This window comes from Mixta gaviniae (assembly GCF_002953195.1).
GTDB lineage: Bacteria > Pseudomonadota > Gammaproteobacteria > Enterobacterales > Enterobacteriaceae > Mixta > Mixta gaviniae.
On the sequence record NZ_CP026377.1, the window covers coordinates 2,183,565 to 2,200,216 of the forward strand.

Annotated in this window: 12 protein-coding genes and 1 pseudogene; 3 read left to right on the forward strand and 10 right to left on the reverse strand. The window is 60.2% G+C overall.

Going from position 1 to position 16,652, the window contains the following annotated elements:
* Positions 1–33: 33 nt before the first annotated feature.
* Both dcp and bla read left to right on the forward strand, forming a co-directional pair.
* Positions 34–2,184, forward strand: a complete 2,151-nt coding sequence (gene dcp / locus C2E15_RS10220; RefSeq protein WP_104959144.1) for a peptidyl-dipeptidase Dcp — start codon at positions 34–36, stop codon at positions 2,182–2,184.
* Between the two features lie 75 nt (positions 2,185–2,259).
* A complete protein-coding gene (gene bla / locus C2E15_RS10225) occupies positions 2,260–3,141 on the forward strand; it encodes a class A beta-lactamase (protein WP_104957269.1) in 882 nt (293 codons plus the stop codon).
* 192 nt (positions 3,142–3,333) lie between these two features.
* Here the strand turns inward: bla and hpxO are convergent, their stop codons facing one another.
* The 3 genes from hpxO to C2E15_RS10240 all read right to left on the reverse strand — a co-directional run bounded on the left by hpxO (position 3,334) and on the right by C2E15_RS10240 (position 6,795).
* On the reverse strand, positions 3,334–4,491 hold the full coding sequence (hpxO, locus tag C2E15_RS10230; RefSeq protein ID WP_104957270.1) for an FAD-dependent urate hydroxylase HpxO: 1,158 nt from the start codon (positions 4,489–4,491) through the stop codon (positions 3,334–3,336).
* Positions 4,492–4,654: 163 nt separating this feature from the next.
* Positions 4,655–5,578: a glutaminase B gene (glsB, locus tag C2E15_RS10235; RefSeq protein ID WP_174705694.1), complete on the reverse strand. Its 924-nt coding sequence runs from the start codon at positions 5,576–5,578 to the stop codon at positions 4,655–4,657.
* A 149-nt stretch (positions 5,579–5,727) separates the two neighbouring features.
* Entirely contained in the window at positions 5,728–6,795 is a 1,068-nt protein-coding gene (locus tag C2E15_RS10240; protein WP_104957272.1) for an SDR family oxidoreductase, read from the reverse strand.
* A gap of 149 nt (positions 6,796–6,944) precedes the next feature.
* Between C2E15_RS10240 and C2E15_RS10245 the strand changes: the two are divergent.
* A pseudogene (locus C2E15_RS10245) lies at positions 6,945–7,706 on the forward strand (LysR substrate-binding domain-containing protein); the annotation flags it as partial.
* On the opposite strand, the gene C2E15_RS10250 reads toward C2E15_RS10245, so the two are convergent.
* The 7 genes from C2E15_RS10250 to C2E15_RS10280 all read right to left on the reverse strand — a co-directional run bounded on the left by C2E15_RS10250 (position 7,703) and on the right by C2E15_RS10280 (position 16,632).
* Entirely contained in the window at positions 7,703–8,644 is a 942-nt protein-coding gene (locus tag C2E15_RS10250; protein ID WP_104957274.1) for a nickel/cobalt transporter, read from the reverse strand. The pseudogene C2E15_RS10245 and the gene C2E15_RS10250 sit on opposite strands and share 4 nt — an antisense overlap.
* Positions 8,645–8,716: 72 nt before the next feature.
* Positions 8,717–9,940 (reverse strand): oxalate decarboxylase family bicupin, encoded by a 1,224-nt coding sequence (locus C2E15_RS10255; protein ID WP_146108544.1) that lies wholly within the window; start codon positions 9,938–9,940, stop codon positions 8,717–8,719.
* A gap of 441 nt (positions 9,941–10,381) precedes the next feature.
* Positions 10,382–11,182, reverse strand: a complete 801-nt coding sequence (locus tag C2E15_RS10260; protein ID WP_104957276.1) for a MetQ/NlpA family ABC transporter substrate-binding protein — start codon at positions 11,180–11,182, stop codon at positions 10,382–10,384.
* Between the two features lie 586 nt (positions 11,183–11,768).
* Positions 11,769–12,548: an SDR family oxidoreductase gene (locus tag C2E15_RS10265; protein WP_104957277.1), complete on the reverse strand. Its 780-nt coding sequence runs from the start codon at positions 12,546–12,548 to the stop codon at positions 11,769–11,771.
* Between the two features lie 10 nt (positions 12,549–12,558).
* Positions 12,559–13,647 (reverse strand): M24 family metallopeptidase, encoded by a 1,089-nt coding sequence (locus C2E15_RS10270; protein WP_104957278.1) that lies wholly within the window; start codon positions 13,645–13,647, stop codon positions 12,559–12,561.
* A complete protein-coding gene (locus C2E15_RS10275) occupies positions 13,644–15,296 on the reverse strand; it encodes a GMC family oxidoreductase (RefSeq protein WP_104957279.1) in 1,653 nt (550 codons plus the stop codon). Before C2E15_RS10275 ends, C2E15_RS10270 begins: the two co-directional genes overlap by 4 nt.
* A gap of 10 nt (positions 15,297–15,306) precedes the next feature.
* Positions 15,307–16,632 carry an MFS transporter gene (locus tag C2E15_RS10280; protein WP_167391857.1) on the reverse strand — a complete coding sequence of 442 codons (1,326 nt, stop codon included), beginning with the start codon at positions 16,630–16,632 and terminating at the stop codon, positions 15,307–15,309.
* Positions 16,633–16,652: the final 20 nt, after the last annotated feature.

A 16,652-nucleotide genomic window follows, 5' to 3' on the forward strand; every position in this document is an offset into this window, starting at 1 on the left:
GACTTTACAGGCAAGGAACAGGAGAGTAAGGATATGCGGTTATCGGTGTTATTTTTCGCCGTCGGTCTGGCGCTGAGCGGCAACGCTCTGGCGGCCGATGCGACAGCAGACCATGTTCGGGAGAAAAACATGTCACTTCAGCACAATCCCTTCAGTCAGCCCAGCACATTGCCTTTCCAGGCCCCGCCTTTCGACCGCATCAGCGAGAGCGATTATCTGCCCGCCATCGAAGCGGGCATGGCTGAGAAACAGCAGGAGGTGGCGCGCATCGCCAGTGATCCGCAGCCGCCAACCTTTGAAAACACCTACGTGGCGCTGGAGAAAAGCGGCCAGCTGCTGCAGCGCGTGATGAACGTGTTCGGCGCGATGACCTCCGCCAATACCAACGATAACCTGCAGAAAATCGATGAAGAGACCGCGCCGAAACTGGCGGCGCTGGATGATGAAATCCACCTTAACAGCCAGCTGTTTGCCCGTCTTGACGCGGTATATCAGCAGCGCGATCGGCTGCAGCTGGATGCGGAGTCGCGTCGCCTGGTGGAAGTCACCTGGCAGTCGTTCCAGCTGGCGGGCGCCAGCCTCAGCGATCAGCAGAAAACCGAGCTGAAGGCGCTGAACCAGGAAGCGGCGACGCTCAGCACCCAGTTTACTAACCGCCTGCTGGCGGCGACCAAAGCGGGCGGGCTGGCGGTTTCCGATAAGGCGGCGCTCGCCGGCCTGAGCGAAGGCGAAATCGCGGCGGCGGCGGAAGCGGCCGAGGCGCGCGGCCTGAAAAACCAGTGGCTGCTGGCGCTGCAGAACACCACCCAGCAGCCGGCGCTGCAAAGCCTGTCGACACGCAGCACGCGCGAAGTGCTGTTTAACGCCTCCTGGAACCGCGCAGAGAAAGGTGACGGCAACGATACACGCCAGCTGATCGCGCGCCTGGCGGCGGTGCGGGCGCAGCAGGCGAAGCTGCTGGGCTTTAACAGCTACGCCGAGTGGAAGCTGCAGGATCAGATGGCGAAAACGCCGCAGGCGGCGCTCGACTTTATGCGCAACATCGTACCGGCCGCCACCGCGCGCGCCACGCGCGAGACGGCGGATATCCAGGCGGTGATCGATCAGCAGAAAGGCGGCTTTAAGGTTGCGCCCTGGGACTGGACTTTCTACGCCGAACAGGTGCGCCGCGCCAAATATGATCTCGACGAAGCGCAGATCCGCCCTTACTTCGAACTGAACAACGTGCTGGAGAATGGCGTCTTCTACGCCGCCAACCAGCTGTACGGCCTGACCTTTAAGCAGCGCAAAGATATTCCGGTATATCAGCCCGATGTGCGCGTCTATGAAGTCTTCGATAAGGACGGCAGTTCGCTGGCGCTGTTCTACACCGACTTCTTTAAACGCGATAACAAGGGCGGCGGCGCGTGGATGAGCAATTTCGTCGACCAGTCGCGTCTGCTCGGCACCAAACCGGTGATCTATAACGTCGCTAACTTCAGCAAACCGGCGGCGGGTCAGCCGGCGCTGCTCTCATGGGATGATGTGATCACCATGTTCCATGAGTTCGGCCATGCGCTGCACGGCATGTTCGCCGACCAGCAATACCCGAGCCTCTCCGGCACCGCCACGCCGCGCGACTTTGTGGAGTTCCCGTCGCAGTTTAACGAACACTGGGCCAGCGATGAGAAGGTGTTTAAACACTTTGCCCGTCACTACCAGAGCGGCGAGCCGATGCCGCAGGCGCTGCACGATAAAATCCTCAAGGCGGATAAGTTTAACAAAGGCTACGACATGACCGAGCTGCTGGCGGCGGCGCTGCTGGATATGCACTGGCACAGCATCAGCGCCGGACAGCCGCTGCCGGACGTGGATCAGTTTGAGCAGGCGGCGCTGGCGCAGGATAAGGTCAACCTGCCGCAGGTACCGCCGCGCTACCGCTCCAGCTACTTCCAGCACATCTGGGGCAACGGCTACGCGGCGGGCTACTACGCCTACCTCTGGACCGAGATGCTGGCGGATGACGGCTTCGGATGGTTTAAAGAGCATGGCGGGCTGACCCGTGAAAACGGCCAGCGTTTCCGTGATATGATTTTGTCGCGCGGCAACAGCAGCGATCTGAAGCAGCTTTACCACGACTGGCGCGGCCACGATCCTGAAATCGAGCCGATGCTGATCAACCGGGGGCTAAAAGAGGCGCAGTAACGCTTCTCCCGGCAGAATAAAAATGAAAAGGGCAGCGATGCCCTTTTTTTATACCCGTTTAATAAGGAGATTAAGATGCGTAATCAAAGCCTATGGCGCGGCGTCATGCTGGCAGGCCTGCTGAACATTAGCCTGGCGGCGACGGCAGCGCAGAGCGACGGCGCTCACGCCGCGCTGACGCAGCAGCTGGCGGCGCTGGAGAAATCGGCCGGCGGCCGGCTGGGCGTCGCCTGGATCGATACTGACGGCGCGCGCTACGGCTACCGCGCCGATGAACGCTTTCCGATGACCAGCACCTTTAAAACGCTGGCGGTGGCGGCCATTCTGCACAACAGCATCGCGCAACCGGGGCTGCTGGAGAAAAAAATCCCCATTCGCGAGGCGGATCGGGTGACCTGGACGCCGGTGACCGGCCACTATTTCGGTAAAGAGATGAGCATCGCCGCGCTGTGCGCCGCCGCCATTGAGTACAGCGATAATCTGGCGGCCAACTACCTGCTGCAAGAGCTGGGCGGGCCACAGGGCGTCACCGCCTATGCGCGTTCGTTAGGGGATACGCTGACGCGTCTCGATCGTCGGGAGCCGGCGCTGAACAGCGCGCAGCCAGGCGACCTGCGCGATACCAGCACGCCCGCCGCGATGGCCGCTAACCTGCAGACGCTGACGCTGGGCAAGGCGCTGCCGACAGCGCAGCGTCAGCGGCTGATAAGCTGGCTGAAGCAGAACACCACCGGCGATCAGAGCATTCGCGCCGGCGTGCCGGCCGGCTGGACGGTAGGTGATAAAACCGGCGCGGGCGCCTGGGGCGCCACCAATGATCTCGCCATTCTCTGGCCGGAAAAGGGCGCGCCGAAAATTCTGGCGGTCTACTTTATCCAGTCGCAAGCGGACGCCGCCAATAACAAAGCGGTGCTGGCATCGGCAACGCGACAGGTTATTGCAGCCTTAGCCCACTAAAAGCCAGGCCGCTGAGCGGCAAGCGCGTCAGCGCGCCGCCAGTACGGTGTCATTGCACGTCGCCGGGCAGGCGTTACGCCGGCGGCGTCAGGCCACCATGAGGGAGAGGGCAGTCATCCGCGCCTTTTACGTGACAACGTCACGCCAGTTCGCCTGACAGAGCGCGAAAAGCGGCCTGATGCAGCAGGCCGCTCAGGCCAGCGGGCCGCCAAGGATGGTCTCGCGCATACCGTTAAGAATGCGTTCGCCGCTCTCCTGCTTCAGCTCCTGATACCAGGCGCGAGTGGCCTCAGGCTCGATGCCGTGCGTCACATCACAGCGCTTGCGCGCCTTCAGCACCAGATCCGCCACCCGTGCCGCCCGCCGCGCCTGATAGCGACGCAGCGCATCCTCAATACCCAGCGAATGGGTCTGTAGCGTCATCGCCAGCACGACCGCATCTTCCATCGCGGCGCAGCCGCCCTGGCCGATATCGGGCGTGGTACTGTGTCCGGCGTCGCCCAGCAGCGCCACGCGGCCGTTAACCAGCGTAGGGAAAGGATCGATATCATGGATTTCAATGCGGTTGGTGGTAGTAGGATCAATCGCCGCAATCAGCTGCTGCACCGGATCGGCCCAGCCGCTAAAGTAGCGCGTCAGATCGGCGCGCACACTGCTGCGATCTTCCGCCAGCCCTTTTGGCAGCGGCACATCGAAAAAGAAGTAGAAGCGGTTGCCGCTCACCGGCATCAGAGAGACACGTTTGCCTTCGCCGACAAAGGTGGTCCACTGATCGGCAGGGGCGATGCTGTCATCGATCGCCACCAGTCCGTTCCAGTTCACGTAGCCCGCATAACGCCGTTCGGCAGGCTCTCCGGTCACCTGCGGACGGATCACCGAATGGGTACCGTCAGCGGCAATAAGGAAATCGCCGCGCGCCTCGCTGCCGTCGGTAAACCAAGCGGTCACGCCGTCACCATCCTGCTCAATATGGCTGACGCGTTTGCCGAAATGGACGCGCTGCGCGCCGTAGTGGTTTAGTAGCATCGCCTGCAGATCGGCGCGCGCCACCGGATAAGGCCGTTCGCCGACGCTTTCCACCAGCGGCTGCAGACTGAAGCGGGTAAGCCGCTCGCCCTGGCGGAAATCGTGATAGGCCATCCAGGCCATATTGCCGCCCAGCGCCCGCAGCGGCGCGCCCAGCCCGAGGTAGTTAAGGCACTTTACGCCGTTTGGCCAGATGGAGATCGCCGCGCCGACCGGCTTGATCTCGCTGACCGCCTCGTAGACTGCCGTCTGATAGCCGCTTTTTTCCAGCGCCAGCGCCGCGCACATGCCGCCGATCCCGCCACCGATTACGATCGCTTTCATTGCTGTCTCCTTTCTGTTGATAAACAGAGACTGCAACTTTTGTACCAGCTTGCAGCGCGCCTGCGGGCACGCATTTTCGCCTTCTCAGGCGCTTTACTGCGCCTGAACGGGGCAGCGCGCGCTAAAACGGGGCGCGCGCTGAAACCTTCGTTTCACTGAAAACTCAGAAGATCGAGTAGCCGAGCCGTTCAGACAGCCGCTCCAGCGCGGCGGTGCCCGCCAGCGAATTGCCGGAAGCGTCAAGGCCGGGCGACCAGACGGCAAGGGTCATTTTGCCGGGGATCACGGCGATAATCCCGCCGCCGACGCCCGATTTCGCGGGCATGCCGACGCGCCAGGCGAACTCACCCGCGCCGTCATACATGCCGCTGGTGATCAGCAGGGCATTCACCTGACGTGTCTGGCGCACCGTCAGCACCGGCGGCGCCTCGCCAAACGGGCGGCCCTGGTTCGCCAGATAAAAGAAGCAGCGCGCCAGCTCTACACAGCTCATCGACAGCGCGCAGTAGTGGAAATAGGTTTGCAGCACCGTCGGCACATCGTTTTCGAAGTTGCCGAACGATTTCATCAGCCAGGCGATGGCGGCATTGCGCGCGGAATGTTCAAACTCGGAGCGGGCGACGTGGCGGTCATAATTAATGGACGGCTCGCCGCAAAGCTGGCGCACCACCTCCAGCATCCGCTGGCGCGGCGCGGTCAGGCGGGTCTCCAGCATATCGCAAATCACCAGCGCGCCGGCGTTGATAAAGGGATTGCGCGGCTTGCCGCGTTCCAGCTCCAGCTGCACCAGTGAGTTAAACGGCTGGCCCGACGGCTCTTTGCCGACGCGCTGCCAAATCTCCTGCTCCTGATAGCGCGTTTGCGCCAGCGTCAGCGACAGCACTTTGGAGATGGACTGAATAGAGAAGCGCTGCTCAGCGTCGCCCGCCTGATAAAGCGCGCCGTCGTGCGTCAGCACGGCGATGCCCAGCGCATCGGGTTCCACCTGCGCCAGCGCCGGGATATAGTCGGCCACCTTGCCCTGACGGGTCAGCGGACGTACCTGATGCAGGATCTCTTCCAGTAAAGCATTGCTGAGTTCAGCCACAGCACTCCTCTCCGTTACGTGAGCTAATGGCGCAGCATGATCGGGGGTTGTGGTCGCTTCGTCAACGGCCAGAAGGAAAAAGCGCGGCGTAACAGAGGGGAAAGGGGAAAAGCGCGCCGCCGGCACAGATGGCGCGGCGGCGGCAGGCATCAGGAAGGGATGATGCGGTTTTCTTTCAGCTTATCAAACAGGGCGAAGAACGCTTCGCGCGTTGAGCGGTAACCGGTGAAACCGGCGTTACGGCTCTTGCTGATGTCGGTGAACACCTCCATCGGGCGTCCCAGATCGGCATCGGTGTGCCACCAGGAGACCAGGCGGGAGATATCCGCCTCGCGCAGCTGATATTTCTGTGCAATCTGTTGCCAGTCATCTTCGGCAGCCAGCATGCGGCCTTCCAGCGGCTGCATTTCGCCCGGGAACGGCGCGGCTTCAATACCGAAGTAGTCGGCAATCTGCTGCCACATCCACTTCCAGCGGAACACGTCGCCATTTACCACGTTGAAATCTTCATTCTTCGCGGCGGGCGAGGTCGCCGCCCACTCCAGCTGCTCCGCCAGCAGGCCGGCGTCGGTCATATCGGTAACGCCGTTCCACTGCGCTTCAGAGCCGGGAAAGATAAACGGCTTGCCGGTCTCTTTACACAGGGTCGCATAGACTGCCAGCGTCTGACCCATGTTCATCGCATTGCCCAGCGCATAGCCGATAATGGTATGCGGACGATGTACGCTCCAGGTGCAGCCATATTTCTCCGCGGCGGCGAACAGCTCATCCTCCTGCGCATAGTAGAAGTTCTCTACCGGCTGGCGCCCCTGTTCTTCGCGGAACGGGGTCATCGGCACGCTGCCTTTGCCGTAGGCGTCGAACGGGCCGAGATAGTGCTTCAGGCCGGTGACCAGTGCGACATGGCTGCCTTTCAGGCGATCGCCCAGCGCTTCCAGCACGTTGCGCACCATCGCGCCGTTGACGCGAATATTCTCTTTCTCATTGGCCTGACGCGCCCAGACGCTAAAGAAGATGCTGTCGAACTGCTGGCCGCTCAGCGTCTCATTGACCGACTGCGGCGACGTCAGATCGGCGGTAAGGGAGTGGCACCCCTGCGGCACCGGCGCGCGGCCGCGTGAAAGACCGTATACCTGCCAGCCGTCCGCCTGCAGTTTCTCCGCCAGCGCGCTACCGACCACGCCACTCACGCCCACGATTAATGCTTTTTTGCTCATTACGCCTCCTGTAACAGTTACTGGTAAGCATAATGCGGAATTTAATTCTTATCTCAGGTATAAATTCATAAGATTTCAGAACAGGATTCACAAATCATGATAGGTAACGATCTGCTGAAGGGGATTATGCCGTTTGTGGCAACGGTAGATCGCAACTGTTTGAGCGCACCACGCGCAGCCTGAAGCTGACCGACGCCGGCGAGGCCTATTATCAAACCTGCCAGCGTGTGGTAAACGAGCTGAGCGAAGCGGAAGCGGTGCTGGCGGCGCAGCGCACCCATACCGTCGGGCGGCTGCGGGTGGCGGTACCGATGACCTTCGGCCGCACCCATGTGATGCCGGTGATTAACGCCTTTTGCCGCCGCCATCCCGATCTGCATATCAATATGACCTTTGCCGATCGCTTTGTGGATCTGTTTGACGAAGGGGTGGACGTGGCGGTGCGCATCGGTGGCCCGGCGGACTATCCCGCCTCGCTGGGCGTACGGCATCTGGGTAACGAACGGTTGGTGTTTTGCGCCTCGCCGGACTACCTGCAGCGTCACGGCACGCCGCAGCAGCTGGATGAGCTGCAACAGCATCGCGCCGTCGCCTATGAGCGGGTTGACGGCTCAACCACGCCCTGGCGGTTTATCGCCCCTGATGGCCGCATCGCCAGCCGCACGGTCAGTCATGCGCTGGCGTTCGGCGACAGCGAAGCGCAGCTGAGCGCGGTCGCCGCCGGGCTGGGCATCGCGCAGATGGCGACCTGGCTGCTGCAGGAGGCAGAGCAGGCGGGCAGGGTGCAGGTCATTCTGCCGCAGCTGGCGCTGGACGGCCTGCCGCTCTACCTGGTCTGGCCGCGCAAGAAGCAGCTGCTGCCAAAGGTGGATGCGCTGCTGCAGGCGTTCCGGCAGCTCACCATTCGTTAACAGCCCGCCGCGATAAAGTCGCCGTTGGGGCTAACCGGCACCACGGAGAGAAACAGGATCAGCGCGAAGAACAGCAACAGCAGACCGCCCGCCACGCGCGCCAGCGCCACCAGGCGATCCAGCCGCGCCGGAGAGTCGCGCAGCCAGATAGTAGTGACAGTGTCACGCATGCGGTTGACCGCCAGCGACAGCAGCAGCAGAGAGAGCCCGGTACCGAGCGCCATGGTCATTACCGCCAGCATCCCCCAGCTGACAATGCCGATGGCGTTGGAAAAGAGCAGCACGGTAATCGCGCCGCTACAGGGCCGCAGGCCGATGGCGGCGATCACGCTCAGCCGCTCTTTCCAGCCCGCAGGCTGACGGGTGGGAAGATGATGATGGCCGCAGCCGCAGGCTTCATGATGATGCGCGTGCCGGGGGGCGGCACGAAACGCGCGCAGGCCGCGCAGCAGCAGCCAGAAGCCGAAAGCGGCGATCAACAGGGCACTGGCCTTTTCCAGATACCAGCGGCCGAGACTAAGATCGCCCGCCACCAGGTTAAAGCCCACCGCCAGGATAAACACAAACAGGATGGCGCTGACGCCCTGCAACAGCGAACCGGCCAGTGGCACCGCGCGCAGCGCGCCGGATGAGGGCGTCTGCTGCGTGCTGAGCCAGGTGGTCACCACAAACTTGCCATGGCCCGGTCCGACGGCGTGCAGCACGCCATAGAGAAAGGTAAAGAACAGCAGCCACAGCCCGCCGCCATACTGGCCGTTATTGATCTGCAGCAGGTGCAGCACCAGATAGCGGTGCAGCGTAATTTGGGTGGTCAGGCTCCAGGCGAGAAACGCGCTCCAGTGCCACCAACAGAACCCGGCCAGCAGCGCGAAAAGCAGGGCAAAGATCGCCAGGCTCTGCCTGCCGGAAGAAAAAGAGGAAAGGGTGCGCGTCAGCATAATACATCCTTAAGGTCAGCCTGACCTTAGTATACATGCAGAGCGGGCAACGCTGCCCGCTCTGCCGCAGCGTCAGCCGCCGACGATCGGGCTTTTGCGCGTGCTGAGCGCCTGCATAAACCCGGCGTTCAGGTGCAGATGCTGCTCAACCAGCGCCGGCGGCGTCGAGGCCAGCCACTGATTCAGCGAGATATCGGCGTAATGATCGCTTTTAAACAGCTCAAGGAAGCGCAACGGCTTATCGCCGGTGTTCTCAATATAGTGGCCCATGGCGAAAGGCACATAGCCGACATCCCCGGCGCGAAAATCGAAGGTGCGCGCCTGGCCTGACGAGGCGAAGACACCCATACGTCCTTCGCCCTCCAGATAGTATTGCCACTCATCGTTATTGGGATGCCAGTGCAGCTCGCGCATCGCGCCGGGCTGTAGCTCAACCAGCGCGGCGGCGATGGTTTTCGATACCGGAAAAACGGAGGTGTCGGTGATGCGTACCGTGCCGCCTTTCAGGGTAATCGGCTGCTGCGCCAGCATGCGGTGGGAGAAGGTAAAGCGCGACTTCGGCGCGCCGGCGACAGCATCGTTCTTCAAATCGCCAGGCGTATTGCCAGCGAAGATATATTCCGCCTCTGGTGAGGGCAGCTGGCTAAAGGTCTCCGCCGGCACGCCGAAGTTTTTCGCCAGGATCTCCGGCGGCACATGTTTAAACCAGTCACTAAGCAGGAAGGTGCTGTCCTCATCGAAATTGCCGTCGTCAAACACCAGCAGAAATTCGCAGCCGTCAGGGCCCAGACCCTGAATCGAGTGCGGTACGCCCGGCGGGAAGTACCAGAGATCGCCCTTACCGACGTCATCCACAAACCAGCCGCCGTCACTGTCAAGCGCCGTAATGCGTGCGCTGCCGTAGAGCATATAGGCCCATTCGCCCTCCTTGTGCCAGTGCAGCTCGCGGATGCCGCCGGCGTTAAGGCGCATATCGACACCGGCGATGGTGGTAGAGACGCCCAGCTCGCGCTGGGTGACCTGGCGCGTCCAGCCGCCGCTGCCTTTGCGCACGTGCGCGTCGCTAAAGGAAAAACGCAGGTTCGGCAGGGTGCCGCTATCGGTTGCCGGCGGGTTGACGATATCGGGGTTCTCCTGCTCGCGGATCGGATCGTGCGGGCCGGGATCGCTGCCGCCTTTCTGCGGCGTGCCGATGCCTTTTACCGGCGTGCCGTGCGCATGAACCGAGCCGGCAGCAAGGGCGACGGTGCCGCCGGCGGCGAAGGCCATAAAATGACGACGAGAGAGTTTATTCACGGTGCATTTCCTTATAGTGAGGGATCAGTAACGCTTGCCAAAAGACCTTAAATAATTAGCTTTATTAATGATTATCTGTCTACGAAGGCAACCGCTCAGGCTGTAACAATTGGTTTAGCGTCGTTTGGCCGGTCCACTGAAAACCCGAATGAGAGCGTGAAGATGGTTGATGCTGCGTTTATTTTGTTAACAGCAGGCGGCAGATTAAGCGCACGAAATGGCTAAAAACGGCAGATAAAGAGCGCGGCTGGCGACCTGTTGACTAAGAATGACCGCGATTAATGATAAATATATTTTTACATTCATCCGGCAGCGCATAGCAATGGGGTGAGATTAATGGCAGGCGGCAAAGGCGGGTTTCAGCGAAGCGTTATCGCGCGCATAAAAAAACCGCCCCGCAGGACGGTTTACTCATCAGAAAGCGTGACAGGCCAGAGGCGATTACCAGCCTTTGATGATATCGCCTTTATACAGCTCGTTAGCTTTGTTCAGCACTTCCGGTGACTGGAAAGCCTGCTTCAGCTTCTGAATATTCGGGCTGTCTTTGTTATCTTCGCGCGCCACAATGGCGTTAACGTAAGGCGAAGCTTTACCTTCCATAAACATGCCATCACGCGAGGCGGAGAGATTGACCAGTGCCGCAAAGTTGTTGTTGATAATCGAGATATAGACCTGCGGATCGTCCAGCGTGCGCGCCAGCTGCGGCGTATCCACCTCAACAAACTTCAGCTTTTTCGGGTTGGAGGTCACGTCCAGCGTGGTCGGCAGCAGGCCCGCCTCAGGCTTAACGGTAATCAGGCCCTGCGCCTGTAATAACAGCAGGCTGCGGCCCAGCGTCGTCGCCTCGTTAGAGAGGGTGACGGTGGCGCCATCCGGCAGCTCTTTCAGCGATTTAATCTTGCGCGAGTAGCCGGCGATAGGAAAGACAAAGGTATGAGTGACCACGGCGAAACGGTAGCCGCGCTCTTTGGACTGCATCTCTAAATAGGGCAGGCTCTGGAAGGCGTTGGCGTCAACATCTTTATTAAACAGCGCTTCGTTAGGCTGAACGTAGTCATTAAAGGCGATGACATCGACATCCAGCTTATATTTATCGTGCGCCACCTGCTTGACGGTATCCCACAGCGCCTGATCCGGGCCGGTATTGATCGCCACTTTAATTTTGCTGTCATCGTCTTTATTACAGGCGCTGAGCAGCGTGACAGATGCCGCCAGAAGGGCCGTGAGCAGTGTTTTTTTCATTTTATGGTGTTCCCTTATCTGTGTTAGAAAATCACTATAATATACATCCAGACGTCTGTACATCCGTGAAAAATGCGATTGCGCAAAAATGCGCCGCCTGGGTTTTAAACCGGTGATGGGCAAGGCATGGGCATCTTTTCCCGCTTAAATCAGCAGAGAAGAAGCGAGCGGTGGCGCAGAGGGACAGGCAGGTTTTATCTGCGGAAGAAAAGGCAAGCCATAGCACCAGGAGAATGGTCAGGCTTTATGTTAAATAGACGGAAGGGGCAAACGTTAACGCACAGGGGTAAGGCTGATGTTCACTGCGTGAGCAGGAGGCGCGATAGCCCAAAAGGGTAAGCGCAGCGTGTCAATATCGCCAGCCTGGTTATTCAGCGGCAAACATCCCGGTGACCGCAAAGCGATTGAAGATGATGCCGCAGAAGGTTTCAGAAAAAGCGCCGGCACATAGTCAGGCAACGACCGGCCTCGCCGTAATGACGCGGTTAACCGCAGGAAAGCATGGGCGGCGCCTTTCAGCGCCAGGCTTGCCCCGGCAGCAGGACTGGCGCTGCAAGGCGCGTTTCTGTTGTGCCAGCCGATAAGGCTATTCGTGATATATCTGGCTGCGTCCGCCGTCGATCAGGATATCGGTAGCATTGATAAAGCGCGCTTCGTCAGAAGCCAGAAATAGCGCGGTATAGGCCACTTCTTCCGGCTCTCCGATGCGTTTGCAGGGCAGTAAATCCTGCTGCCTTTGCCGCTCCGCCGCCGGATCCGGGCAGCTTGCCAGCCAGGCCTCCGCTGAGGGGGTCATGATCAGTCCCGGAGAGATGCTGTTGATGCGAATTCCCCGGCTGGCGTACTCCACGCCCAGCGATCGTGTCAGGCCGATCAGCCCATGCTTGGCGACCGGATAGGGAAAGGCGCCGGGGATAATCTTATGGCCGTGAACCGAGGCGATATTAACGATATGGCCATATTCGCGCTGCAGCATTCCCGGCAGCACGTTACGGATGACGTTATACGGCCCTTGCAGATTGACGTTCATACAGCGCTGCCACGCCTCACTGGCGAGCGTCAACGGATCGCGGAAGACATTCACGCCGGCACAGTTAACCAGAATATCGATGCGGCCAAAGGCGCTCTCCACCTGGTCGATAGCGCTTCGCACCTGATCGGGGTCAGTGACATCGGCAATGCAGGCCAGGCAGCGCTGGCCGGTTTCCTGCTGCAGCTGCGCGGCCAGCGCCTCAGTGGCCTCAGTAGTGAGATCGAGCAAGGCCACATCGGCACCTTCCCGGGCGAACAGGGCGGCGATGGCGCTGCCGATACCGCTGCCTGCGCCGGTGACGACGGCGGTTTTATGGTGTAGACGCTCTGGCATTTTCGCTTCCTTATGATGAACAAGGGAGAACCAGCCAGTCGGCAAACTGCCAGCGCTGGCCTTCTCGGGTAATTTCAATCAGCGGCCAACGGCCGCTGCGGGTCAGCCACTCGGTCTCGCCGTCGGTCACCAGGGCGGTATCTTCGCTTTTTACTCCGCTCAGCGTCGGGTTCCAGGCCTGGGCGGTATCGGGGAGTACGAGACCTGCGGCGTCAGGCGTCAGGATCCAGTCGCGGCAGCCATAGCCCGCCGGACCGCCCTGATGATGGTGGCGCCAGCCGTCGGGCCAGCCATGTCGCTGATAGGCCTGCTGAATCTCCGCAAACACCGCCTGCCAGCGCCAGCCCGGCCTGGCGGCGTGCTGGATATCGGCATGAATCGCCGCCAGGCTCAGGATGCGCTGCCGTAGTTCGGCATCCGGCTCGCCGAACTGCACCATACGGGTCAGGCTAACGTTCAGCCCCTGACGCTCCGCCCCTAAGGTAATCAGCATTTTTTTCGCCAGCGGCTTATCGCCCGGCACCGGATGTTTATAGGCCGCGATACGTTCATCGGCCGCGATGAGGGTACAAACGGGGCGAATCCCGCGCGCAAGGCTACGCCTGAAGATTTCTGCCTCAACCTCGCGCTCGCGGATGCCCGGCCGCAGCTGACGAGCGATATCTTCGACCAGCCGCGCCGCCTCGCGCCCCAATGCGCGAAACGCCTGCTTTTCTGTCTCATTTAACCCCTGGCGCAGCGGCGGCATACGCTCCTGAATGTTCAGCGCCGAGGCGACAGGCATATCACTGCCTAATCGGGCCGGCCTGAAGGCTGTCAGCGCCGCCTCTGGGGAGGCATACCACGGATAGCGGTACGTTTCACACGCAAAGGGTAGCGGCTCTTCCGCCAGGATGCGCGGCATCTCATTTTCCGGGGCGAGTAGCAGCACCCGATCGGGCATGATCAGCAGGCTGGCAACCCCGGTTTCTGCGCGTTCGACGACATAGTAGCTGGCGCCTTCAGTCAGCCAGGCGATATTATCGCGCCGGGTAAGCAGCAGCCCGTCAAGCTGCCAGTCGGCCAGGCTGGCCTGTAATCGCTTAAGTCTCTCGCTCATGGCAATCTCTCCGCCGGCAGCCCCCGAACGGGTGTTGTCTCCCGTCCCAGAATCAGATCGGCGGCGCGGTGGGCGACCGCCATGACCACCGCATTGGTGTTTCCACTGATGATATTCGGCATCATGGACGCATCGACGACGCGCAGCTTGCGCAAACCGCGCACCCGTAAATCGGAGGTAAGCACCGCCAGTGGATCATCTTTATGGCCCATGCGGCAGGTACCTGTCGGGTGATAGCCGGTTTTTACCATCCTTTTGCAATGCTCAGCTAGCGCATCCTCGCTTTCCACATCGACGCCGGGGAAGATTTCCCGCTCCACCATGCCGTCGATGGGCGCGGCGGCGATGACCTTACGCGCAAAATGAAAACCCGCCAGCGTTTGGGCGAGATCGTCGGGATGGCCGAAAATTTGTGTATCGATTAGCGGCAGCGAGTCAGGCATCGCATCGCGCAGCGTCACGTAGCCGGTGGCTTTAGGCCGCAGCAGCAGTGAGTTAATGGTTACGCCATGACCCGGATCGCGTCCCATTACATCACGGTCAAGGTATATGGTCGGCACGCAGAACATCTGAATGGTGGGCGGCGCACTAAAATCAAGCGGATTGAAAAAGGCGCAGCTCTCCACGCCGGTGGTGGTCACCGGCCCGGTTTTAAACAGCAGGTATTCCACGCCCGCCTTTATCAGCGGCCAGCCACGATCCTGACCGTAATAGCCCCAGGCGCCGCGCGTGGCCGCCACGACCGGCACTTCATAATGGTCCTGCAGATTCTGACCCACGCCGGGAAGTGGATGTCGCAGAACGATCCCTTTTTCTTCAAGATGCTTTTGCGGACCCACGCCGGAGAGCATCAGCAGCTTCGGCGTCTGGTAGGCGCCCGCCGCCAGAATCACTTCGCTGTTCGCCCAGGCCTGATGTTCCGCGCCGTGGCGCTGATAGCGTACGCCTCGCGCTTCGTTTCCTTCGAACAGGATCTCCTGCACCTGCGCCTGGGTTTCGATCACCAGCCGGTCGTTATGGCGTAACGGCGTAATAAACGCATCGACCACGCTGCAGCGCTTGCGGGTCTGCCAGTCGATGGTGTGCTGCATAAAACCGACGCCGAACGGATTACCGGTGTTGAAATCGGGCGTATAGGGAATGCCCATCGCCTGCAGGGTTTTTACATAAGCGCGGCTGAGCGGGCTAACATGGCCGAGATGGGAAACCTTAAGAGGACCGCCAACGCCGTGATAAGGCGCCCCCAGATGATCGTTATCTTCGATCGCGGTGTAATGCGGCAGCAGGGCCTCCCATGACCAGTCCACGCCTTCATGCCGCAGCGCTCGGTTCCAGTCCTCATAGTCCTGACGGTGACCACGCATATAGACCATCGCGTTAACCGTCGAGCCGCCGCCAAGCACCTTCGCCTGAGGAACGATCACGCCACGGCCGTTCAGCTGCGGTTGCGGCTGCGTCTGGTGCATCGTCAGGTATTTATCGCTGGCGAGGTATTTCATATAGCCGGCGGGCATCTTTAAGACCGGATGGTATTCATCATTGCCCGCCTCCAACAGCAGCACGCGAGCCTGCGTTTCTTTTACCAGCCGTGCCGCCACAATGCAGCCTGCGCTGCCGCCGCCGACGATGATGTAGTCAAAAACGTTCATTACTGTCCCTTTATTCCGATATGGCTGAATGGAGTTTGCGCAGGCGCAGGGCTGCCGGGTTAGTTTGCTCGCCGGGGTCGAGAGGGCTAAGCAGGAAACACCAGGAGATAAGGGCGCTGACAAGATAGAGCAAGGCGTAACACCAGATCACCCCTTCGGTGCCGAACAGCTTGTTCAGCCCGCTATATAACGCCGGACCAAAGAACGTGGACAACCCGGCGGCAAAGCAGTAGATGGCCATGGCGTTGCCTTTATCTTTGGTGGCGCAAAGCGATGAGAAAAGCGCGGCGGCGGGCACGTAGCCGCACAGGGTAATGCCGTACAGGCAGGCAAACATCACGCTGAGAATAAAGCTGCCGCCGCTCCACTGTGGGACAAAATACATCAGCAGCATAGCGATGCCGGATCCCAGCCCGCCGAAGAAGGTTAATACCTTGCGCCAGCCGATATGGTCACTGATTTTGCCGATTACCGGATTAAAGCTCATGCCCACCAGGCCCATAATGGTGATCAGGCTTAAATATTCGGTCTGGGAGAAGCCGATGCGCTCGGTGAAGAAGCCAGGAAGAAAGATAAAAAAACCAAAGTAGGGCGTGGTATTAATGATGCGCACCACGGCGGCGGCGGCGATGCGCGGTTCACGCCACAGTATGTCAATACCGCTCAGCAACGTGCGGCCGACGCTCTGTTTACGCTGTTGCTCATCTCGTAGCGCGCGGTAGCCACTGCGCTCTTTCACGGCGATCAGCATAATAATCAGGCCCAGCGCCACCAGAATCAGTGATAGCCAGAAAGTGGCGTATTCACCGATCAGCCTGATGGAGAAGATCGCCACTAACGAGCCCAGCGTCGGTAATCCACCAGTAAAGGCGAGCCAAAACCAGCCCGTTGCCGATCCGCGTATCTCCGTCGGCGCAGCGGACTGTATCCATACCAGAAACGCATAGGCGAACATCGGATAGGCCAGGCCACGCAAACCGTAGGTCAGCGCAATGCCGATGACGCTTTTGGCGGGCAAGGCGAAAGCGAGGAACAGGATCTCAAAGACAATCCAGATCACGCCGCCCAGTAACATCACCTGACGCGGGCCTATCAGGGTAGAGAGCGAGCCGGCCAGCCAGGATCCCAGCGTCACGGTGACGCCGTAAAAAGTGATGACCGTCGCGGCAATATCAAGCGTAAAGCCGTTATGACTCAGGTAAGGCGCCAGATAGTTTGATTCAACGCCGTCGCCGATCATAAAAAGCAGTACCGCTACGTAACCCCAGGCCAGAGCGGGGGGAATGCCGATGCGGACAAGAAAAGAGGGCGCTGCCGCTGGTGTTGTTTGTCTCATAGCAGGTGATTCCATTGTAG